At 37.1% G+C, this 22,026-nt stretch carries 21 protein-coding genes; 19 read left to right on the top strand and 2 right to left on the bottom strand.

What is annotated here, in order from left to right; all coding sequences use genetic code 11:
• Positions 1-12: 12 nt before the first annotated feature.
• The 6 genes from QUG14_RS26290 to QUG14_RS26315 all read left to right on the top strand — a co-directional run bounded on the left by QUG14_RS26290 (position 13) and on the right by QUG14_RS26315 (position 7,951).
• A complete protein-coding gene (locus tag QUG14_RS26290; protein WP_289343413.1) occupies positions 13-2,427 on the top strand; it encodes a heavy metal translocating P-type ATPase in 2,415 nt (804 codons plus the stop codon).
• A 126-nt stretch (positions 2,428-2,553) separates the two neighbouring features.
• Positions 2,554-3,240, top strand: coding sequence for a response regulator transcription factor (locus tag QUG14_RS26295; RefSeq protein ID WP_289343414.1), 687 nt, complete (start codon positions 2,554-2,556; stop codon positions 3,238-3,240).
• A complete protein-coding gene (locus QUG14_RS26300) occupies positions 3,240-4,610 on the top strand; it encodes a sensor histidine kinase (protein WP_289343415.1) in 1,371 nt (456 codons plus the stop codon). The genes QUG14_RS26295 and QUG14_RS26300 overlap by 1 nt, the downstream gene beginning before the upstream one ends.
• A 104-nt stretch (positions 4,611-4,714) precedes the next feature.
• A complete protein-coding gene (locus tag QUG14_RS26305; RefSeq protein ID WP_289343416.1) occupies positions 4,715-5,020 on the top strand; it encodes a hypothetical protein in 306 nt (101 codons plus the stop codon).
• A gap of 120 nt (positions 5,021-5,140) precedes the next feature.
• The gene (locus QUG14_RS26310) at positions 5,141-5,428 is read left to right on the top strand and encodes a hypothetical protein (RefSeq protein ID WP_289343417.1); all 288 of its coding nucleotides are present in this window, start codon (positions 5,141-5,143) and stop codon (positions 5,426-5,428) included.
• A gap of 39 nt (positions 5,429-5,467) precedes the next feature.
• The gene (locus tag QUG14_RS26315) at positions 5,468-7,951 is read left to right on the top strand and encodes a heavy metal translocating P-type ATPase (protein WP_483310762.1); all 2,484 of its coding nucleotides are present in this window, start codon (positions 5,468-5,470) and stop codon (positions 7,949-7,951) included.
• A 52-nt stretch (positions 7,952-8,003) separates the two neighbouring features.
• Here the strand turns inward: QUG14_RS26315 and QUG14_RS26320 are convergent, their stop codons facing one another.
• Complete coding sequence (locus QUG14_RS26320; protein ID WP_289343418.1) at positions 8,004-9,794, bottom strand: urease accessory protein UreH domain-containing protein; 1,791 nt, start codon at positions 9,792-9,794, stop codon at positions 8,004-8,006.
• 197 nt (positions 9,795-9,991) lie between these two features.
• Between QUG14_RS26320 and splB the strand changes: the two genes are divergently transcribed.
• Both splB and QUG14_RS26330 read left to right on the top strand, forming a co-directional pair.
• The gene (gene splB, locus QUG14_RS26325; RefSeq protein ID WP_289343419.1) at positions 9,992-11,017 is read left to right on the top strand and encodes a spore photoproduct lyase; all 1,026 of its coding nucleotides are present in this window, start codon (positions 9,992-9,994) and stop codon (positions 11,015-11,017) included.
• 84 nt (positions 11,018-11,101) lie between these two features.
• Entirely contained in the window at positions 11,102-11,986 is an 885-nt protein-coding gene (locus tag QUG14_RS26330; protein ID WP_289343420.1) for a patatin-like phospholipase family protein, read from the top strand.
• Between the two features lie 40 nt (positions 11,987-12,026).
• Here the strand turns inward: QUG14_RS26330 and QUG14_RS26335 are convergent, their stop codons facing one another.
• Positions 12,027-12,416: an SA1362 family protein gene (locus QUG14_RS26335; RefSeq protein ID WP_289343421.1), complete on the bottom strand. Its 390-nt coding sequence runs from the start codon at positions 12,414-12,416 to the stop codon at positions 12,027-12,029.
• A gap of 334 nt (positions 12,417-12,750) precedes the next feature.
• On the opposite strand from QUG14_RS26335, the gene QUG14_RS26340 reads away from it, so the two are divergent.
• The 11 genes from QUG14_RS26340 to QUG14_RS26390 all read left to right on the top strand — a co-directional run bounded on the left by QUG14_RS26340 (position 12,751) and on the right by QUG14_RS26390 (position 22,011).
• Complete coding sequence (locus QUG14_RS26340) at positions 12,751-13,248, top strand: YqhR family membrane protein (RefSeq protein ID WP_289343423.1); 498 nt, start codon at positions 12,751-12,753, stop codon at positions 13,246-13,248.
• A 77-nt stretch (positions 13,249-13,325) separates the two neighbouring features.
• Positions 13,326-14,387 carry a M24 family metallopeptidase gene (locus tag QUG14_RS26345; RefSeq protein ID WP_289343424.1) on the top strand — a complete coding sequence of 354 codons (1,062 nt, stop codon included), beginning with the start codon at positions 13,326-13,328 and terminating at the stop codon, positions 14,385-14,387.
• An 18-nt stretch (positions 14,388-14,405) separates the two neighbouring features.
• The gene (gene efp, locus QUG14_RS26350; RefSeq protein ID WP_289343426.1) at positions 14,406-14,966 is read left to right on the top strand and encodes an elongation factor P; all 561 of its coding nucleotides are present in this window, start codon (positions 14,406-14,408) and stop codon (positions 14,964-14,966) included.
• A gap of 161 nt (positions 14,967-15,127) precedes the next feature.
• The gene (locus QUG14_RS29830; RefSeq protein WP_353961094.1) at positions 15,128-15,577 is read left to right on the top strand and encodes a PCYCGC motif-containing (lipo)protein; all 450 of its coding nucleotides are present in this window, start codon (positions 15,128-15,130) and stop codon (positions 15,575-15,577) included.
• 10 nt (positions 15,578-15,587) lie between these two features.
• A complete protein-coding gene (locus QUG14_RS26360) occupies positions 15,588-16,241 on the top strand; it encodes a c-type cytochrome (protein WP_289343428.1) in 654 nt (217 codons plus the stop codon).
• Positions 16,242-16,582: 341 nt separating this feature from the next.
• A complete protein-coding gene (locus tag QUG14_RS26365) occupies positions 16,583-17,647 on the top strand; it encodes a hypothetical protein (RefSeq protein WP_289343429.1) in 1,065 nt (354 codons plus the stop codon).
• Positions 17,648-17,661: 14 nt separating this feature from the next.
• Positions 17,662-18,126, top strand: coding sequence for a cytochrome c maturation protein CcmE (locus QUG14_RS26370; RefSeq protein ID WP_289343430.1), 465 nt, complete (start codon positions 17,662-17,664; stop codon positions 18,124-18,126).
• A 15-nt stretch (positions 18,127-18,141) separates the two neighbouring features.
• The gene (locus QUG14_RS26375; RefSeq protein WP_289343431.1) at positions 18,142-20,124 is read left to right on the top strand and encodes a heme lyase CcmF/NrfE family subunit; all 1,983 of its coding nucleotides are present in this window, start codon (positions 18,142-18,144) and stop codon (positions 20,122-20,124) included.
• Between the two features lies 1 nt (position 20,125).
• Positions 20,126-20,629 (top strand): cytochrome c-type biogenesis protein, encoded by a 504-nt coding sequence (locus QUG14_RS26380; RefSeq protein WP_289343433.1) that lies wholly within the window; start codon positions 20,126-20,128, stop codon positions 20,627-20,629.
• 12 nt (positions 20,630-20,641) lie between these two features.
• Positions 20,642-21,019 carry a hypothetical protein gene (locus QUG14_RS26385; protein ID WP_289343435.1) on the top strand — a complete coding sequence of 126 codons (378 nt, stop codon included), beginning with the start codon at positions 20,642-20,644 and terminating at the stop codon, positions 21,017-21,019.
• Entirely contained in the window at positions 21,016-22,011 is a 996-nt protein-coding gene (locus QUG14_RS26390; RefSeq protein ID WP_289343436.1) for a hypothetical protein, read from the top strand. The genes QUG14_RS26385 and QUG14_RS26390 overlap by 4 nt, the downstream gene beginning before the upstream one ends.
• Positions 22,012-22,026: the final 15 nt, after the last annotated feature.

The raw sequence follows: 22,026 nt of genomic DNA on the forward strand, positions 1-22,026 counted from the left end.
GGGGTGGCATTTATGTCTCAAAATTTAAAAGAAACCAATTTGCAGATTTCAGGAATGACTTGTGCTGCTTGTGCCTTAAGGATTGAAAAAGGGCTAAATAAATTAGAAGGTGTAGAAAACGCAACTGTAAATCTTGCATTAGAAAAATCAGCTATTAAATACGACCCTGAAAAACTAAAGGTTGAAGATATTGAAAAGAAGATAAGAGACCTTGGTTATGATGTGGTTACCGAAAAAGCTGAGTTTGATATTACAGGAATGACCTGTGCCGCTTGCTCCACAAGAATTGAAAAAGGTTTAAATAAGCTAGATGGTGTTGTTAAGGCAAATGTGAATCTGGCACTGGAAAAAGCTACAGTTGAGTACAATGGTTCAACTTTAACACCAAGTGACCTAATTAAAAAAGTTGAAAAGCTTGGTTATGGGGCTCATATAAAGGAAGATGTAAAGGAAACAAGCGATCACCGTCAACAGGAAATTAAAAAGCAAAGTGGGAAGTTTATTTTTTCAGCTATTCTTTCCCTCCCACTATTATGGGCTATGGTTGGACACTTTTCATTCACAGCCTTTATCTGGGTTCCTGAAGCCTTTATGAATCCATGGGTTCAACTGGCACTTGCTACGCCTGTTCAGTTTATTATTGGTTCCCAGTTTTACGTAGGAGCCTACAAGGCACTAAAAAATAAAAGTGCGAATATGGATGTATTGGTAGCCCTGGGAACATCAGCGGCCTATTTTTACAGTTTATATTTATCAATCCTGTCTCTATCTGTGGGGATTCACTCACTTGAGCTTTATTATGAAACAAGTGCCGTCCTCATTACTCTAATCATCTTAGGTAAACTTTTTGAAGCGAAGGCGAAAGGTCGTTCATCAGAAGCAATCAAAAAATTGATGGGACTTCAAGCGAAAACAGCCATAGTTGAAAGAGATGAGCAGGAACTTGAAATCCCGCTTGAGGAAGTTGTCGTTGGAGATATTCTCTATATAAAGCCAGGAGAAAAGATTCCTGTGGACGGAAAAATAATTGAAGGAAATTCAGCCATTGATGAGTCCATGCTAACAGGCGAGAGTGTCCCAGTGGATAAGACAATCGGTGATGATGTGATTGGGGCAACACTTAACAAAAATGGATTCCTGAAGGTTGAGGCAAAAAAGGTCGGCAGAGATACAGCACTAGCGCAAATTATTAAAGTGGTTGAAGAAGCACAAGGCTCAAAGGCACCCATTCAAAGACTTGCCGATAAAATATCTGGAGTATTTGTGCCAATCGTTGTTGGGATTGCGGTTCTTACTTTTATTATCTGGTATGTGTGGGTGGCACCTGGAGACTTTGCGGAGGCCCTAGAAAAAATGATAGCTGTCCTCGTAATTGCCTGCCCATGTGCGCTAGGATTGGCAACTCCAACCTCAATCATGGCAGGTTCAGGCAGGGCTGCAGAATATGGCATTCTTTTTAAAGGTGGAGAACACTTAGAAATGACCCACCGTATTACCACAGTAGTATTGGATAAAACCGGTACAGTAACAAACGGAACGCCTGTATTAACAGATGTTTCAACAAATCATTTTTTTTCTGAAGAAGAATTATTAGCATTAGTTGGTTCAGCTGAAAAGCAATCGGAGCATCCTCTCGCACAAGCAATTGTCCAAGGTGTTAGAGATAGAGGAATTGTGTTAAAAGATGTTACAGGATTTGAAGCCATACCGGGCTTTGGCATTAAAGCTATAATCGAAGGTAGAGAATTATTAGTAGGAACTAGAAAATTAATGAATAAATATAATGTGGATGCAGACGTCGCTTTCGAAAAAATGGATGAATTAGAAAGGGCAGGAAAGACAGCCATGCTTGCAGCTATCGACGGTCAATATGCAGGTACCGTTGCTGTCGCCGATACGATTAAGGATACCTCAAAGAGTGCTATCAACCGGCTTAAAACCATGGGGCTAGATGTCATTATGATCACCGGTGATAATCACCAGACAGCACAAGCGATTGCAAAACAAGCTGGAATTGACCATGTGATTGCGGAAGTTCTTCCAGAGGGCAAGGCAGATGAAATTAAGAAATTACAGGTACAAGGAAAGAAAGTAGCAATGGTTGGTGATGGGATTAACGATGCCCCAGCACTAGCAGTGGCTGATATAGGGATGGCTATTGGAACTGGAACCGATGTGGCAATGGAGGCTGCTGATATTACCCTAATACGCGGTGATTTAAATAGCATTGCAGATGCCATTTTTATGAGTAAGAAGACCATCATTAATATTAAGCAAAATTTTTTCTGGGCACTTGCCTATAATTCACTCGGAATACCATTTGCTGCACTTGGGTTCTTAGCACCTTGGCTTGCAGGTGCTGCAATGGCGTTTAGCTCTGTTTCCGTTGTCCTTAATGCGTTACGATTACAAAAAGTAAAACTATAGATATACAACTTCACAATAATACTAAAAGGCTGACACATAATTGTCAGCCTTTTTTACTTTTTCACTATCTTTAACTCTTATACTTATTTTATAAGGATTGAATTTTAATAAGTCAGGTGAATTAGGATGAATCATATTTTACTAATCGAAGATGAGCAAAGTGTATCAACTGTCATTAAAGGCTATTTGGAAATGGAAGGATATAAAGTTCAAAGCGTGCAAAACGGGTTACGAGGGTTAGATGTTTTTAAAACCGCAGATTTTAAGTTAATCATACTCGATTTAATGCTTCCTGATATTAGTGGAGAAGAGGTTTGTAAAATAATCCGTCAAACATCGGATGTTCATATCTTTATGCTGACCGCAAAGGGATCATTAAATGACAAAATAGAAGGATTAAATATTGGTGCAGATGAATATTTGATTAAACCATTTAGCCCAAGAGAACTAACGGCCAGAGTAAATGCTTTATTCAGGAGAATAGGTTCAAAGTTTCCCTCTTCACAGGTGATATTTAATGATGGTTATTTATTAATTGATTGTGATAAAAGGTCAGTTAAAATATTGGAACAAGAGATTCCATTTACACCAAATGAATTTGATATTATTTGTGCTTTAGTTTCTGCAAAAGGAAATGTGTTATCTAGAGAACAGTTAATTGATAAAATTTTTGGAGTCGATTTTAGCGGCTATGATCGGACTATTGATGTTCATATCAAAAATATCCGGAAAAAGATAGAAAAAGACACAAAGAACCCTAAATATATTGTTACGGTTATGAAAGCAGGCTATAAATTTGGTGGTGAGAAGTAGTGCAATCGATTAGCAGAAGATTGAGTATCTTATTGGTGATTTCTGCCGTTTCGGCTATCCTCCTCGTCACTGTATTTGTCAATCTGACTGTCTCAAATAAATTTAACGAATACATGATTGATATTCAAAACAAGAGATATGAAAGAATTGTTTCCTATTTTGAAGAGGCCTATAAGCGGGAAGGGAAATGGACCTCAGATACAGGTGTAGAATTAATGCACGAGGCATATATGGGAAATTATTGTTTGACTCTTTTAGATAGCGGCAAACAGGCAGTCTGGGGAATGGACCCTGATGACTTACAAACTCAAATCCATATCGGAGAAATGTCAGGACATGATAGTGGTGTTTATACAACCAAAACGTTTGAAATTAAGGTGAATGGTAAAATAGTTGGGTTTATCGATATTGGACAATATTCGTCTGTGCTTCTATCAGAAGAAGATTTAACCTTTAAGTCTTCCATTAACAAAAGCATTATTGCTAGTGGTGCCCTTGCTCTAATTATCATCATTAGCTTAAGTCTGTACTTTTCAAAACAATTTTCTACTCCAATTCGAGCAGTAGCAAAAATGTCTGTCAGCCTATCTAAAGGGAACTTTGATACTGTATCTACTATAAAAAGTAATATTGCAGAGTTAGAGGATTTAAGAAAGAGTGTGAACATCCTTGCAGGTAAATTAAAGTATCAGGACGCACTTAGAAAAAGATTGGTATCGGATATAACACATGAGATTAGAACGCCTTTGAATGTGCTGCAAAATAATCTTGAGGGCATGGTTGATGGCGTGGTGCCAGTAACGAAAGAGAATTTAAATTATTTAAATGAGGAAGTAATCCGATTTGGTACATTAATAAATGACTTAAACCTATTAAAAGAGTTTGAATCAGAAAGTATTAAACTAAATTATGAAACCATTTACCTAGATGATTTAATTACTGAAATGAGTAAAGATTTCTTAATGGGAAATGTCCATAAAAATATTACCTTCGAATATGGATTAGCTACGGATGAAAAACACCAAATTATTGGAGATAAAGATAAGATAAAACAAGTCATGATAAATTTATTATCCAACTCTATTAAATTTACCGAAAATAATGGAAAGATTGTTATTAAACTTTATAGAGATACTAAACACATCATTGTGGAAGTGATAGATAACGGGATTGGTATTAAGCAGGAAGATTTGCCGTTTATTTTTGAAAGGCTATATAGAGGGGATAAAAGTAGAAACCAAATTGAAGGAAATGGGATCGGTTTAACGATTGTCAAGAATATCCTAGATCTACATAATGCGATTATTAAGGTAGATAGTAAGGAAGGAATAGGAACAACTGTGAAGATTTACTTTGATTCATCAAAATAACGTAAATCTGTGACTAAAAATTGACACTCTTGATTTCTTCATACTGTCTTCATAACAAATTACTATTCTAATGTTGAAAGCACTATACATTAGGAGTTGTGGGTATGAAGAAAAAAATAGTTACATTACTTGTTTCAAGTACAATATTAGTAGCTTTTACTGGCTGCAGCAGGCCGGTAACAGGAAACAAAGAGGCGGATAATGCTCTAGAAGCCTTTAACAAAATTGTGAAGGCATATCCTGATAAAAAAGGTTTTCATGAAGAACTCAAGCACTGGGGATTTGAGCTTCCAACAGGTGAAAAGTTTGAGTGGAGTAAAGATATGTCCGCAAATAAAGCGGACTTTGCGATGGTTATGCTGGCAGACCCACTAGTTGATGCAGGACTGGATATTAAAAAGCTTGATTAAAATGAATGGCTGTATGAGCCTGCAGGCAAGGACGATAAAGGAAATGAACTGCCAAATCGCCTCATTAAACCTTACAATGTATCCGATAAAAAACAAGCTTCAAACGGATCAGAGGATTCAATGAGAAGACTCTTAAAAGCTGATACAGAAAGTGTTAAATATCATAAAGACGCACAGCATTTCGGGTTGAGCCTTGGAGAAGGCAACCAAGTTCAATGGACAAAAAAGCTGGGTACAAATAACGCAGATATGATCTTCGTGTTAAAGGCAGAACCACTTGTAGAAGCTGGATTAGATGTTACTAAACTTGAAGACAGCGGCTGGGTCTTTAAAGAAGCAAGCAATGATGATATGGGCATGGGAGCAAGTCCAAATCAAATCGTTATAATCTATGATATCAAAAAGTAATCTTAGAACCCCCCCTCATAACGGGGGTGGTTATCAACCATGATGATTAAAATTGAGGTGAGAGTGTTGGAACAGAGTCTTAAAATAGGTGGTATGACTTGTGCTGCTTGTGCCAAACGAATTGAAAAAGTAACAAAAAAGCTTGGGGGTGTTCAAGAGTCAAGCGTCAATTATGCAACCGAGAAATTAAGCATTCAATATGATGAAACTGTCGTATCACTCCCAGTTATTCGTGCAACGATTGAGAAGGCAGGGTATGAGGCATTGCTAGAGTCGGCTAAGAGGATACTGCAAATAGAAGGAATGACCTGTGCAGCATGTGCGAAAAGAATTGAAAAGGTAACGAGTAAACTTGATGGTGTATTGGAATCGAGTGTGAATTATGCTACCGAAAAATTATCAATAAGTTTTGAGCCTTCTAAGGTGAGAGTTTCAGATATTAAACAGGCAATTGAGAAGGCAGGATATAAAGCAATAGAAGAGGAAACGACAGTTGATAATGATAAAGAGAGAAAGGAAAAAGAAATCAATGTACTTTGGAAGAAGTTTGTGATTTCCACTGTCTTTACTGTGCCGCTGCTTGTAATCACAATGGGCCATATGTTTTTTGAACCGCTTGGTTTTAAACTTCCAGCGATTATCGATCCAATGGTAAATCCACTATACTTTGGCTTAATTCAATTATTATTAGTACTTCCAGTTTTATTTGCTGGCAATAAGTTCTTTACGGTTGGCTTTAGTTCTTTGATCAGTAGAAGTCCCAATATGGACTCTTTAATTGCTATGGGAACTTCTGCAGCATTCCTTTACGGAATCTTTGCTATTTTTCAGATATATGGCGGAAACATTGATTATGCCTACGATTTATATTTTGAAGCGGCAGGCGTTATTATAACATTAATCCTGCTAGGTAAATATTTAGAAGCCGTTACAAAAGGAAAGACCTCGGAGGCAATAAAGAAACTAATGGGTCTAGCTCCCAAAACAGCGATCATTATTCGAAATGGTAAAGAAGTAGAAATGGCCATCGAAGAAGTAGAGGTTGGTGATATCATTGTCGTTAGACCAGGAGAGAAGATGCCCGTAGATGGTGAAGTAATCGATGGGATGACTTCTGTTGATGAATCAATGCTGACTGGTGAAAGTATGCCAGTAGAAAAAAATATAGGCGATGCTATTATTGGTGCGAGTATCAATAAAAATGGATTGATAAAATATAAGGCTACTAGAGTCGGTAAAGATACTGCTTTAGCACAGATTATTAAACTAGTAGAAGATGCGCAAGGTTCAAAGGCTCCAATTGCCAAGATGGCAGATATTATTTCTGGATATTTTGTTCCTGTGGTAATTGGAATCGCGATTGCGGCGGCGTTGGCTTGGTATTTCTTTGCGGGTGAAACGGGAGTATTCTCTTTAACAATTTTTATCTCTGTTCTTGTTATTGCTTGCCCATGTGCTTTAGGTTTGGCAACTCCAACAGCTATTATGGTTGGTACAGGAAAAGGTGCTGAATATGGCGTACTAATTAAAAGCGGTGTTGCATTAGAAACTACTCACAAAATTAAAACCATTGTCTTTGATAAGACTGGTACGATAACGGAGGGCAAACCTAAGGTTACGGATGTTGTTGTGACAAGTGAAATAACGGAGGAATACTTGCTCCAATTGGCTGCCTCTGCTGAAAAAGGGTCAGAGCATCCATTAGGTGAAGCGATTGTGAAAGATGCTGAAGAAAGAGGCATAGAATTTAAAAAATTAAATTACTTCAAAGCAATTCCTGGTCATGGAATTGAGGTTGAAATGGATGGTAAGAACATTTTACTCGGAAATCGAAAGCTTATGGTTGAAAGTGAAATTCCGCTAAAAGACCTTGAGGTTACATCTGATAGGCTTGCTGGCGAGGGTAAAACCCCCATGTATGTCGCAATAAATGGTCAGATGGCTGGAATTATCGCAGTAGCAGATACCGTTAAAGATAATAGTAAAAAAGCAATTGAACAACTTCATAAGATGGGCATAGAAGTTGCCATGATTACTGGCGATAACAGAAGAACGGCAGAGGCGATTGCAAAACAGGTCGGTATTGACAGAGTGTTAGCGGAAGTCCTTCCTGAAGACAAAGCAAACGAGGTTAAAAAGATTCAAGCAGAAGGTAGAGAAGTAGCAATGGTGGGAGATGGTATAAATGATGCTCCTGCGCTTGCACAGGCTGATATCGGAATTGCAATTGGTTCTGGTACCGATGTTGCAATGGAATCTGCAGACATTGTTCTCATGAGAAGTGACCTAATGGATGTACCAACTGCCATCCAATTAAGTAAGAAAACAATCTCAAACATAAAACAAAACTTATTTTGGGCATTTGGTTACAACACATTAGGAATACCAATAGCGATGGGAGTCCTCTACTTATTCGGAGGACCGCTGTTAAACCCAATCATCGCTGCCGCCGCCATGAGTTTAAGCTCGGTCTCTGTATTATTAAATGCATTAAGACTAAAAGGATTTAAACCTGTCAGGTAAATTAAAAAGAGCTTTGGTGTGTGATAAAATGATCAACCAAAGCTCTTTTTATTTATTGCATGTATTTTACTCTAATTTCTTCTAGATTTACCGAATGTACATCATCTACTACTTCAATAATGGCAAGTAATTCTTGTTCATTTAGGTAGATACCATATGTCCCACGATTACTAATAGTAAATTCAATATTATTTACCCCTTTTGTCCCAGTAAAATCGGTAACAATTTGCATTGTTGATGTATCCAAAATCATAAAGTACCCTTCTGCATTTTCAAAGAATGATAGGTCTAAAGCCATTTTAGTATTTACACCTTTATTAACCACCATAATAAGCGGCTCAAACTCATATCCGGTTCCTTTTATTGTAAGTGTCTGCTCGTTAGCAGCCACTTCAGCCTTCTTAACTAAACGTTCTGTCGCTACCTTACTAAAATCGTCACCGTAGATACTAGGCTTAGCAGGCTCCACTGGTGGTGCAGTAACAGCTGAATCAATCCCGTTTCCGTCACTGCTTGAAGCAGTGATAGCTTCTAAATCATCGACAACTTTAATAACTCCACGCTTCATTCCCATCCAGCAGCTAAAATTTAGATCCTCACTGCCTGGCATGAATTCAATTAGATTATTTCCGCTTTGCAGTTTCTGTTGTATTTCCAAATCTGGCACTACAATCGTATTATTACAGCCAGTAATTTCTTCACCATTAATAACCCATTTAAGCGGGATTCCCTTTTGGACATAAAGAGTTTTTGGAGTATAACCATAAATATTCGCAGTCATATTCAAGACCTGAACGCCATCTTTGATTGTGGCTTTTATACCATCAGAGGAAGACGATGAGGCGTTTGCATCACCAAAGGCTCCGACATTAGACATAATAGCCATTGGACTCATATTCATCCCAGCCAAAGCAAGCCCTCTATTGCTCATAATAAGTCCAAGCATAATAATTAAAACACCGCTAAATTTGAGAATTTTCTTTGTATAACCTTTACTTAATAACCCAGCTAATGCACCAAAGGTCAGCATTAATGGGACCGTTCCGATGGAGAACATAAACATCGATAGGGCACCAGCTGCAGCACTACCTGTACCCAAAGCGAAAATTTGCATAGTCTGTAAAGGACCACAGGGCATTAATCCATTGAGAAGTCCAACAAAAAAAGGTGCCCTTGGTTTACTCATTGCTGTACAAGCCACATTTGGCAATTTAATTTGGAATTTTCTAAAGGCCTTAAAACCAGCTATATTAAAGCCCATTACAATCATGAAAACACCAGCAAATAACTGCAAACCCGCTTTAGCAGTTAGGGATAGAGCGAAAACTGAACCAATCGCGCCAATGACCCCGCCAAGTATCGTATACGCGACCACTCTTCCGGCATTATATAAAAGTGCTGGCTTTATTGCTTCAAATTTGTTCTTGCTTTCTTTTCCAATACTTTGTGAAAGCATGATTCCACCGCACATACCTACACAATGGATAGAAGTAAACACTCCAACTACAAATAATACAGCATATGAAGCATTATTTAGTTGTGATTCCATATCGTAATTCCCAGTGTTGATTCCCAGTAACACAACGGCTGCTACTGCAATCATAATGCCTATAAACTTAAAGTCTTTAGGGTTTTCAGTACTATAACCTACACTTTGAATCGAAGTTTTAATCTTTTTTATATTACAGCGTTCATCATCAAATTCAATTTCCGCAAATTGACCGCTAAAACTAGCTTTTACATCGAGAACCCCATCTAATTTTTTTACAGTTCGCTCAACTCGCTTCTCACAGGAGGTACAGGTCATTTCAAATACCTTTATACGTTCTTTTATTATACTCATAAAGTTCCCTACCTTTACTAATTAATGAAACCAACTAAATGATAGGTAAAGTATAAAGAAGTTTTGTGTTGATGATATGAAGAAAAAGAGTATATAAGTGAACAATTTGTAGACAAAATATATCCAAATTTTGAACCATGTTAATAAGCATTAAATGTTCATACTATAAAAAACAGCTTTGAAAAGAGGTAGATAGATTGGAACCTTTTATGCCGCAATTAGTATATTTTGAACCAAGAGCCTTAGAATACCCACTTGGAAAAGAACTAAAAGAGAAATTTGAAAAATTGAATCTTGAAATTCGTGAAACTACCTCTCATAACCAGATTCGTGATTTACCTGGAGATAATGAAAATCAGAAATATCGAAATGCAAAATCAACCCTGGTTGTGGGTATTAGAAAGACATTGAAATTTGATACTTCGAAGCCTTCAGCAGAATATGCGATTCCTTTAGCAACAGGTTGTATGGGGCATTGCCATTATTGCTATTTACAAACAACACTTGGAAGCAAACCATATATTCGAACCTATGTAAACCTAGAGGATATTTTTGAACAAGCCCAGAAGTATATGGATGAGCGTAAGCCCGAAATCACAAGATTTGAAGCGGCTTGTACCTCTGACATTGTCGGATTGGATCATTTAACGCATTCTCTTAAGAAGACAATCGAGTTCATTGGCCAATCCGAATTTGGCATGCTTCGCTTTGTAACAAAATTCCATCATGTAGACCACCTGCTTGATGCCAATCACAATGGTCGTACAAGGTTTCGTTTTAGTGTTAACTCCCGTTTTGTAATAAAAAACTTTGAGCCAGGTACATCTTCATTTGAGGATAGATTGTCAGCCGCAAGGAAGGTAGCAAAAGCAAATTACCCATTAGGGTTTATTATTGCTCCCATTTATTTGCATGAAGATTGGAAGGAAGGCTACCGTGAATTATTTGAGCGTTTAAGTGACGAACTTTCAGGTTTGAACATACCAAATTTAACGTTTGAACTCATTCAACACAGATTTACAAAACCTGCAAAAAATGTAATTGCAAAAAGGTATCCGAAAACTAAGCTTGAAATGGACGAGGAAAAACGTAAATATAAATGGGGCCGCTATGGAATTGGCAAATACGTTTACCCGACAGAAGAAGCGAATGAATTAGAAACGACCATTCGCCAATATATCGATGAATACTTCCCAAATGCAGTCGTTGAATATTTCACTTGAAAATTTTTTACTTGTACACCGTACTATTTTGGTAATTCACTGCTTAAAGATGTAACAATGAGTTCATCTTTAGGAGTGGCTGCCATGAAAATAGACGGTGTTTTTTCTGGGGGAGGAATAAAAGGTTTTGCCCTTATAGGGGCCATTCAAGAGATCGAAAGAAGAGGATTTCAATTTGAAAGGGTTGCTGGGACCAGTGCAGGGTCAATTGTTGCTGCCTTAATTGCTGCGGGTTATGGCAGTAGTGAGATGGAACAGCTTCTTGATGAGTTAGATTTAACTAAGTTTCTTGATGCACGCAAAATGATTATTCCTTTTCCTTTTGCTAAATGGTTGTTCGTGTATTGGAAGTTGGGATTATATAAAGGGAACGAGTTAGAGAAATGGATTGAAGAAAAATTAGCAGCAAAGGGTGTGAGAACCTTTTCAGATTTACCGCCTCAAAACTTACGGATTATCGCTTCAGACCTTTCAAATGGCAGGTTGATGGTTTTGCCTGATGATTTGGTGAAGTATGGTATCTCGCCAGGATCCTTTTCAATTGCAAAAGCGGTTAGAATGAGCTGCAGTATTCCATATTTTTTTGAACCAGTTAAAATGAAATCTATGGATGGAGTAAATGTTATCGTGGATGGAGGAGTATTAAGCAACTTCCCAATGTGGCTTTTCGACCGGGATAATCTTCAAAAAGTAAGGCCAGTAATTGGAATTAAGTTAAGCGCTAATGAATATGAGCATGAAAAACATCAAATCAAGAATGCCATTCAATTGTTTGGCGCCTTGTTTGAAACGATGAAGGATGCGCATGATTCACGTTATATTTCAAGAAAACATGAAAAGAATATCATATTTATTCCGACTGAGGGGGCATTGACGATTGAATTTCATTTGACAGAGGAAAAAAAGCAGGAACTGTTCGAGTTAGGTCGAAAATCTGCAGAAAAGTTTTTTAAGTCTTGGTGTTATTAAAATAATTTTATATGTACTGAAAAAAGAAAAAATCGAGCGTTTATAATGACGCTCGATTTTTCTTTTTGCCTTTTTTGCCATCAATGACTGTTAAGTGAACAGGGGATTTCTTCTTTGTCTTGCTTTTCTTCAGAGTAGTTAGTGAACCAAAAGATGTACTCTTTGCAGTTTGTTCTCCACCTTTAGTCTGTAATCGTTTTTTCGACTTCTTAGCTGCTTTAATAAATGCCTGCTGCTCTTTATTCTTTGGATTTGATCTGCGAATGAGCCTAAAAACAAAATAGAAGGCTAAACCAACCATTGCAAATACTGCAATATTCTTAAGAAAACCAATAGGATTACCTGTAAATGCGCTAATAATGCCAATAATCCCTAAAACAATAATACTACCAACCAAAGGAACGGAAATCCGATTTTTCAAGAAAGCCACCTCCCTAACAGCATCATAATCATTTTCTCAATTTTTTAAACTCATAAATAATAATGTTTTAGATATTTCTTTAGCATGAAGCGATTATATAAACACTCTCTCTATAGTTCATTTGTATTCCGTCTAGAGATTCAGTGAGGTTTACTTTGTAGATTAAGAAAAATTTGTATGTACTTAATTTTATTCTACTTCAAGTACGAAAAAACCTCTAGGATGACATAATATTTCCAATTAAAAAATTTATTCTATGTAAGTGATAGACCAGGTAAGGGCATAATATGGTTGAATTCTTCTTGATATGATATAGGAACACCTTTAAAGGAGGTATTTTATTATGGTTAACAGTCCAAAAAAATCAAATTATCCAAAACCAATGTCTTTTACAGCTGTTGTTTTTTGGACGGGTCTATTCGGAGGTCTATTTTGGGGGACTATCGGTTTTCTTGCATACTACTTTAATTTTACTGAAATTCGTCCTAATGTAATATTAGATCCATGGGCATTAGGCGATTGGAAGAATGAATGGATCGGGACAATTATCTCCATCATTTTACTTGGGATTTTATCCGTTGGTGCAGCATTTGTTTATTCTATTGCACTAAAAAAATTTAATGGAATTTGGCTGGGATTTGGGTATGGTATTGCCCTTTTCTTGCTTGTGTACTTGGTGTTAAATCCAATCTTTCCAGATATGAAGCCTTTTTTAGACTTAAGTCGCAATACGGTCATTACGACATTATGTTTATATCTGGTTTATGGATTATTTATTGGTTACTCAATTAACTATGAATATGAAATAAATCACATGGAAGAAAATGAAACGGCTTCTTAACGCTTTATTAGTCTATATGCTCTGAGATGTGTTAAAATATTTTTGGACTCGGATTACATACAGGGGAGTGGGAGTAAATGGGAAAGATAGATAAATTAAGAACAAGTTTTTCTACATATGGAATTGATGGTTATTTAATAACAAGTCAATTTAACCGTCGCTATATGACAAATTTTACTGGTTCGGCAGGGGTAGTTCTCATTAGTGCGGATAAAGCACAATTTATTACAGACTTCCGATATATTGAACAAGCTTCCGAACAATGCGAAGGATTTGAAATTGTTAAAATGACAGGCACGCTCGTTGATGAGGTAGCAAAGCAAGCAAAAAAGCTAGGTATTCAAAAGCTTGGTTTTGAAGAGGATCATTTAACATTTTCAACCTATAAAGCTTATGAAAAAGCTGTTGAATCAGAACTTATTCCTGTTTCCGGTGTAATTGAAAAGTTACGCTTGATTAAGACTGACTCAGAGATTAAGATATTAAAGGTAGCAGCGGATATTGCCGACGCTGCATTTAAGCATATATTGGACTTTATTCGTCCAGGAAAAACGGAACTTGAAGTATCCAATGAGTTAGAGTTCTTTATGAGAAAAGCAGGAGCAACATCTTCTTCTTTTGATATCATTGTTGCTTCTGGGTTTCGTTCTGCTCTTCCGCATGGTGTTGCGAGTGACAAAGTCATTGAAAAAGGAGATTTTGTTACCTTGGACTTTGGTGCTTATTATGACGGTTATGTATCTGACATCACAAGAACAGTGTCAGTAGGTGAACCTGAGGCAAAACTGAAGGAAATCTACGAGATTGTTCTTGAAGCTCAGCTTAGAGGAATGGCTGGAATAAAGCCTGGAATGACTGGAAAAGAGGCAGATGCACTTACTAGGGATTACATAACAGAAAAAGGTTATGGAGATTATTTCGGCCATTCAACGGGTCACGGAATTGGTCTTGAAGTCCATGAAGGTCCTACACTGTCATTTCGTTCAGATATCATTCTAGAGCCAGGCATGATTGTTACGGTTGAACCAGGTATCTACATTCCCGGCTTAGGCGGGGTTCGGATTGAGGATGATACACTCATTACGAAAGACAAAAACGAAACTTTTACTCATTCAACGAAAGAACTAATTATTTTGTAATACATAGGAGGATAAAACATGAGTATTTCTGTTAATGATTTTAAAACGGGTCTAACCATTGAAGTTGATGGCGGCCTATGGCGCGTTCTAGATTTCCAACATGTTAAACCTGGTAAGGGAGCTGCGTTTGTTCGTTCTAAACTGCGTAACCTTCGTAACGGTGCGATTCAAGAAAAAACATTCCGTGCTGGTGAAAAAGTTGAAAAAGCACAAATTGATAATCGTAAAATGCAATATCTATATGCAAGCGGCGATCAGCATATATTTATGGATATGGAATCCTACGAGCAGGTTGAACTTCCAGCAAGCAATATCGAATATGAATTAAAGTTTTTAAAAGAGAACATGGAAGTACACATCATGATGTTTAATTATGAAACTCTTGGAGTGGAACTACCGAATACAGTTGTATTAGAAGTTACTGAAACAGAGCCAGGAATTAAAGGCGATACATCTTCAGGCGGAACTAAGTCTGCTACCCTTGAAACTGGACTTACCGTTCAAGTTCCTTTCTTCGTTAATCAAGGTGATAAATTAATCATCAATACAACAGAAGCTTCTTACGTATCTCGTGCATAAGTAGCTTAAAGCCTAAGACCCGTTCATTGGTCTTAGGCTTTTTACTTTTTCAATTGTGAAAACTTCACTAAATAGTAATATTTACTTTCTATTTAAGTGATATATTTTTGCTAAACTAAAGTAGAATTACATCATATAAACAAAAGGGGTGACACTTAAAAATGAAAAAAGTCCTATCTCTCTTGTTTCTCTGTACGGCTATCGGTCTACTTTTAGCAGCCTGCGGAAATTCTAAAGAGATGAATGTGTCTTTAGATAAAAAACATTTACCTTTACCAGATTATGTTTTGAATTCTTCGGAACTAGTTCAAGAAACTTATGCAATGGCAGCAAACTATCCTGAGGTTGTAGCAGGTGTTCCATGCTATTGCGGGTGCTATGCTCAAGATGGGCATGAAAGTAATCTTGATTGCTATATTGACTCATTTGGAGAAGATAAGGCCGTTACCGGTTGGGATTCAATGAGTATATCCTGAGACGTCTGTATCGATATCGCCCGGGAGGCGGTAGAAATGCATCTTGACGGTAAAAGCCCTAAGAAAATATATGACTTAATCACTACTAAATATCAAGACTTTGGTGAGCCAACTCCAACCCCAGAACCTAAGTAAGGGATAACCAATGAAAAAAATATTATATGGCCTTTACAGTATTATAATAATTGGGATTATTATCTGTATTATTAATAGTGGTATTTTTAGCAGCGAGAATGCGGAAGAAATAGCTGCTGGAGAAAAGATTTATAATAAGCAGTGTCTAATTTGTCATGGTGAAAATGGCAAAGGTGAAGGTAAAAATGCTGGCACAGCAATAAATAATCAACAGTATTTAAATACTGTTAGTGACAAAGACATATACAATAGTGTTAAACACGGCAGGGAAGGTACTGGCATGCCAAGCTATGGACTAAGACTGTCTGAAGATGAATTAAATAACGTTGTTACTTATATTAGGAATTGGCAGACAGAAGAAATACAGTTTGATGTTCCTAAAACAGTTGCCGGTGATGTTGTAAACGGCGAAAAACTATATAATGTGTATTGTATGAACTGTCACGGAGAAGGTGGCAGTGGTAAATTAAAAATGGGAACAGCTCTTTCAAATCCACAATACTTGAAATACACTACTGACAAACAAATCTGGATAAGTACGGCCTATGGCCGTGATGATACCAGAATGGCAGCCACTCTAAAAGGCCTTAACGGTGTGAGACAATTAAAGAAAGAAGAAATTACAGATATTGTGACGTATATCCGTTCCTTAGAAGCGAAATAAGGAAGATTGTGTAAAACCCTGAATCTATGGATTCAGGGTTTTCTTATTTTGTTTTGATCTTGCTATGGATAAATTAACAAAACGTTCATTTTCGAGTCAACTAGGAAAATAGTTTAGGGTTTATAGTACTAGTTGGGATAGTGAAAAACAGGGGGCTATTTATGGTAGATATGTAAATGTGAACATTTTGTGGTTATTCTTTGACGAAAACGTAACGTTTATAATGCTTTTACAAAATGTTCATAAGTGAATCAACTATACATAGATGAATAATATTATATTTATTTCAAAGAGGGCTATAGTGAAAAATAGCTTTTTATAGGAGCTCAAGGAGGATTAACATGCTTAAAAAGAAGTTATTCGCTTTATTTGTCATTACGTCGTTTTTCTCAAGTTTTATCATTCCAAACGTATATGCGGAAGACACCTTTCAGCCAGAGAAGTTTCCTTATACTGAAATGCAAATTCAAGTAATGCCTGAGTTTGATTATCCTGAAAACTGGCCAAAAGACACACCTTCATTACTGGTTGGACAATATGGAACTTTTACAAACAAAACTGGGCAGGATTTTGAAGGGAAAATTGAAATTGCAGTCCCTGCATATGAAAAGGGATTCCAAGCTTACTTAGTTGCAGAATTTCCTGAAGATAATAAGCCTGAAGTGAAACGTCCATTCGATGTAGATAAGGACAAGGGAGTAATTTCCTGGACGCCGTCAAAAGCAATTAAGAATAATGAATCCTATCGATTCGTGGTTGAGTACTACACCAGTTCGGTAGAAGTAAAGGATAATAGAAGCTTTACCTTTGAATATAGTAACCCAACTGAGATTGGAACGTTGGATGTAATCTTCTATGCTCCAATGGATGCAAAAGAAATATCACTCGAGCCGAAGGCACCAAACAATACCAAAAGTGAATATGGTGAAGAGTTGTTCTACTATCAGTACAAAGATGTGAAAGTAGGAGAAAACTATAAATATTCTTTCACCTACCAAAAAGATGGTTTTAAATCTACTCTAGACGCTATTAATGAAAAACAACCGCCAAATGATGAAAACCATACAGGTGTTAATGGCACCGCAACAGATCAAATCTCTGGTGGATCAGATGGAACAAGTGGATCAGGCGGAGATCGCCCATTGATTGGAATTGGCGGAGCAGTCGTTATTGGAATTGCTATCGTCTTAGCTGGTGTGTTTGTTTACTTAGGGTTAAAAGGTAAATCACAATCGGCACCAAAAGGAACGAGTTCTAAAGCAGCCAATAATCACCCTAAAATGCATCTAGGTAAAAAAGATATCAAGGCAATTAGCATGGATGAAAAAAAAGAATTACGTAAAAAGCTTTTAACTGGAAAGATTGATCAAGAAACGTACGATGAGGAAATGAAAAAATTAATTTAATGGGGTGAATAAATGTGAAAAAGAATACAATTGTCATGCTTGGTGGATTTATTATTGCTGGTGCCATCGTTTTCTTACTTATGGCAGCTACACCAGGATCAAGCGGAATTGAATTAACGATGAAAGAACTATTAGCGAATCAAGAAAAACATAAAGATGATTTTGTAACGGTAGAAGGTCTATTAATCGAAGAATCTATTAAATGGAACCCGGATAAAATTGAGTTGAAATTTGATTTAAAAGATAACGATGGTAACTTGATGCATGTCATTCATAACGGAACAAGACCGGATAACTTCTCTGAAGGTGTTATTGTTATTCTCCAAGGAGCACCTACTAAGAAAGATACATTTGTCGCTGAAACAGTTAAAACTAGATGTCCTTCTAAATATGAAGGTGAAGATGTTGAAAACTATGATCCTGAAGCACATAAAAAATTATTAGATCAGCCACCAACAGAACCAGAAACGGCAAAATAATAAGAAGGTGACGATATGTACTTATTTGCTAACGCAACAATATATGTAGGTTTAGCACTAGCAATCTATTCACTCCTCAGCATTACTTTGGGGATCAGTACAAAGAATCAAACATTAATTAACAGTGGGAAAGGCGGAATTATTGGTATCCTTGTTACAGCATCGATGGCCATGCTCTCCCTGTTCTACTTACTAGCAACATCCCAATTTCAATATGAATACGTTACTGATTATACTAGCAGTGAACTGCCAATCATTTATAAACTTACAGCTTTATGGGCTGGGAATTCAGGTTCTTTGTTATTATGGACTTTTTTCTTAGTGCTTTACACCGTTATGATTGCCTTCTCACGAAAAATGAGAGGAAATCCAATGGTCCCTTATATTTCCGCGATTCTATTAGGGAACATCGTATTTTTCTTTTTAATCCTTGGATTTGTTGCTAAGCCGTTTGTGTTGTTGGATCAGGTACCGATTGAAGGTCATGGATTAAATCCAATGCTGCAAAATCCTGGAATGATTATTCACCCTGTTACCCTTTACCTGGGTTATGTAGGACTCGCCATTCCATTTGCCTTCGCAATGGCAGCACTTTTATTGAAAAACGTAGATGACTTCTGGATTAAAATGACAAGACGCTGGACAATAATTGCTTGGTTGTTTTTAAGTCTAGGCAATATCTTCGGCGGTCAATGGGCATATGTAGAACTGGGCTGGGGTGGTTACTGGGCTTGGGATCCAGTTGAAAATGCTTCCATTATGCCTTGGTTAACAGCAACCGCGTTCTTGCATTCGGTCATGATCCAAGAACGAAAAAACATGTTAAAAATATGGAATATAAGCTTGATCATTACTTCTTATGCATTAACACTTTTTGGAACATTCCTTGTACGAAGTGGTGTTCTTACATCGGTTCACGCATTTGCTAATTCAAATCTAGGATTATACTTCCTGATTTTTATGGGGGTAATGGTAATTGGGGCTTTGTATGTGTTAATGAGCCGATACAATCTGCTTAAACGCAGTGCAGGTGAATTTAATTCATATATTTCAAAAGAAAGCAGCTTTTTAATTAACAACTTATTATTAGTAGGTGCTGCGTTTGGCGTATTCTGGGGAACAGTTTTTCCTCTAGTATCTGAAGCAGTAAGAGGTACGAAAGTAACAGTAGGAATGCCATTCTTTAATACCGTTCAAGCACCAATTCTATTATCTATGATGTTTGTAATGGCTGTCTGTCCATTACTAGCTTGGCAAAGGTCATCACTTAAAAATTTAAAGAAAAACTTTTTAATACCAGCAGCCCTTGCTGTCGCAGCAATGGCGTTAATGGTTATTCTCGGTATACAAAAAGCTTGGGCAGTAATCGGTTTTGGAGTTATTGTTCTACTATTTATCACTCACTTCTTAGAGTTTTACCGTGGGGTAAAAGCACGTAGGAAAATGACAAATGAAAAAGTTTACCTTTCTCTATATCGCCTAATGACAAAGAACCGTCGCCGCTATGGTGGATACATCGTACATATTGGGATAGCATTTATCGCAATGGGAATTATCGGTTCACAAAACTATGATATCCAAACGATGAAAACGGTAAATTTAGGAGATTCCATTGAAGTGAAGGACTATCGTATTAACTACGAGCGTCTGGATCAAAAACGTGAGGGCATCAATGATATCGTTTATGCGGAAATGATAGTTTTTAAGAATGGTAAACGAATTGGATCAATTCAGCCTGAAAAGGTATTCTACGGTAATTGGGATCAGCCATCATCAGAGGTTGGAATGATTTCATCCCTAAAGGAAGATTTATATGTTGTATTAAGTGATTGGGAAGATGATGGAAAAGCAACCTTTATTGTAAAAGTAAACCCAATGATTGCATGGCTCTGGATAGGATCATTTATGATTGTTATCGGTTCACTATTTGCAGTTTGGAATGGGAAATATCAAAATATTACTCCAAGATACACAGGAGTACGCAAAGAGGTGTCTTAATGTGAAAAGTAAAATATATATTGGACTCCTTCTAATTGCCTTTATTTTTCAGGTATCAAACTTCCAAGTACAAGCAAAAGAGTTCGACTATAAATCTAAGGAATTTGAGGCAGCTGCTTCACAGTTCATGTGTACATGCGGATGTGGCCAGGATCATTTTGAATGCGACCCTAAAACATGTAATCTTACCATTGGCTTTAAGGAAGACATTGTTGAAATGATGAACAAGGGCTGGGATAAAGACAAGATTCGTGAATACTACATCAATATTTACGGTGAAGAAATTTTAACAGCCCCTGAAAAAAGCGGGTTCAGTTTAGTTGCTTGGGTACTGCCATTTGCAGTGTTAGTAATTGCAGGTGTAGCGATATTCTTCATCATTCGTAAATGGGTGAAGAAAAAGGGAAGTAACGAACTAACCCAAGACAACGAAAAGATTAAAGATGAAGTGGAAGAGGAAATCCTCTCATCTATGATTGAAGAAGAACGCAAAAAGTACCTTTAGGATGTGAACATAATGCAAGAAATCTCGATCATTTCAATGATATTTACTGCAGCTCTCGTGCTCATTAGTTTATTTCTTGTTCTAGCACCCTTCTTTTCTTGGAATTCCTATTTAGTTTTCGCAAATAAGGATCAAGGTTCAGCATCGAATAAAGAAGTGCTTTTATCCACGCTTAACGAATTAGAGTTCGAATACAAGATGGATAAAATCTCACACGCTGATTACAAAAATCTAAAAAAGCAATATGAATCTCAAGTGTTCAGCATTATGAAGGATGAAGAAGAGCAGATGTCTACTCAATCAGTTGATAAGGACTTAATGGCTGAAATAGAGAAAGAAATTGAAACTACGATGAAGAGTTATAAAAACAAAAAGGGGGAAGGAAAGTGATCAAGAAAATCACCGTTTTCCTCGTCGGACTGCTGCTGCTTATTCCATTAAATGGGATGGCAGCTGCGGAATCAGCGATCTCAGTTGATATGCATTACCTAGTCGTTAGCCCTGCAGAAGATGGTTCAACCAATATGATGAACATGGTGAACTACACTAATACCACAGCAGAAGAATTTAAAGGTGACGGCACGGGTGAAGCAGTTTTGAATGTCACTATTCCGACAGGAGCAATAGGATTTACCTTTTTGGATAACAAAATTGCTCAAAAACAGGTTGAAACTGGATTTATTACCACAGACCCAATTCCTGCAAATCAAACGGTTGTTTTGCCATATAGCTACAGAATGGCAAAGGGAGAAGAAATCACCTTAAGCTTTGATTATCCTGTCCAGATGATGCAAATTCTTGTGCCTGAAGGAATGGGCAGCATTGAATTTAATAACGTTACAGCAACCAATCAAGGTCTATTTAAGATGGACGACCAAAATTATCAGGGATACAGTGTTGAAGGCATTCAAGCAAAACAAGCCTTTACGCTGGTTTATGACAAAGACAAACAACCCTCACAAAGTGAATCTCAAGGTGCTACAGAACAAGGCGCTAGTGAAACCAGTGGAAGTGTAACGAAAACTGCACCTGCGTTTCATAATCCTGGTCATCTTCGGATGTGGTCACAATCACCGCTGCGCAGTTGGGATCCACATGTTTTCTTAATCGTAATGGCTGCCATTATTATTGCTGCACTATCCTACTTCGCCTATTTTAGAATGAAGGCTATAGCGGAAGAAAAAAGACTAGGTAAAGATAAGGAAGAAAGTGCATTTAAAAATCTAATGGCAAAGCAAAAAGCAATTATGGATAAAATCCTCGAATTGGAAGAGAACTTCGGTGATGGAAATATGTCAGAAGAGGATTATCAAGCCAAATTGGCTGCTTATAAGCAGCATTTAGTTCAGGTGAAAATGAATTTGCGCCAATTTGTAGAGTAACAGTCGGAAAATGCG

The organism is Neobacillus sp. CF12, assembly GCF_030348765.1.
GTDB lineage: Bacteria > Bacillota > Bacilli > Bacillales > Cytobacillaceae > Neobacillus.

Bases quoted from the DNA above. Each gene is read 5' to 3' on its own strand.
- QUG14_RS26330 (WP_289343420.1), top strand. From the start codon at position 11,102: ATGAAAATAGACGGTGTTTTTTCTGGGGGAGGAATAAAAGGTTTTGCC.
- QUG14_RS26375 (WP_289343431.1), top strand. From the start codon at position 18,142: ATGTACTTATTTGCTAACGCAACAATATATGTAGGTTTAGCACTAGCA.
- QUG14_RS26385 (WP_289343435.1), top strand. From the start codon at position 20,642: ATGCAAGAAATCTCGATCATTTCAATGATATTTACTGCAGCTCTCGTG.
- QUG14_RS26340 (WP_289343423.1), top strand. From the start codon at position 12,751: ATGGTTAACAGTCCAAAAAAATCAAATTATCCAAAACCAATGTCTTTT.
- efp (WP_289343426.1), top strand. From the start codon at position 14,406: ATGAGTATTTCTGTTAATGATTTTAAAACGGGTCTAACCATTGAAGTT.
- QUG14_RS26320 (WP_289343418.1), bottom strand. From the start codon at position 9,794: ATGAGTATAATAAAAGAACGTATAAAGGTATTTGAAATGACCTGTACC.
- QUG14_RS26310 (WP_289343417.1), top strand. From the start codon at position 5,141: ATGAGAAGACTCTTAAAAGCTGATACAGAAAGTGTTAAATATCATAAA.
- QUG14_RS26290 (WP_289343413.1), top strand. From the start codon at position 13: ATGTCTCAAAATTTAAAAGAAACCAATTTGCAGATTTCAGGAATGACT.
- QUG14_RS26365 (WP_289343429.1), top strand. From the start codon at position 16,583: ATGCTTAAAAAGAAGTTATTCGCTTTATTTGTCATTACGTCGTTTTTC.
- QUG14_RS26360 (WP_289343428.1), top strand. From the start codon at position 15,588: ATGAAAAAAATATTATATGGCCTTTACAGTATTATAATAATTGGGATT.
- QUG14_RS26345 (WP_289343424.1), top strand. From the start codon at position 13,326: ATGGGAAAGATAGATAAATTAAGAACAAGTTTTTCTACATATGGAATT.
- QUG14_RS26315 (WP_483310762.1), top strand. From the start codon at position 5,468: ATGATGATTAAAATTGAGGTGAGAGTGTTGGAACAGAGTCTTAAAATA.
- QUG14_RS26305 (WP_289343416.1), top strand. From the start codon at position 4,715: ATGAAGAAAAAAATAGTTACATTACTTGTTTCAAGTACAATATTAGTA.
- QUG14_RS26295 (WP_289343414.1), top strand. From the start codon at position 2,554: ATGAATCATATTTTACTAATCGAAGATGAGCAAAGTGTATCAACTGTC.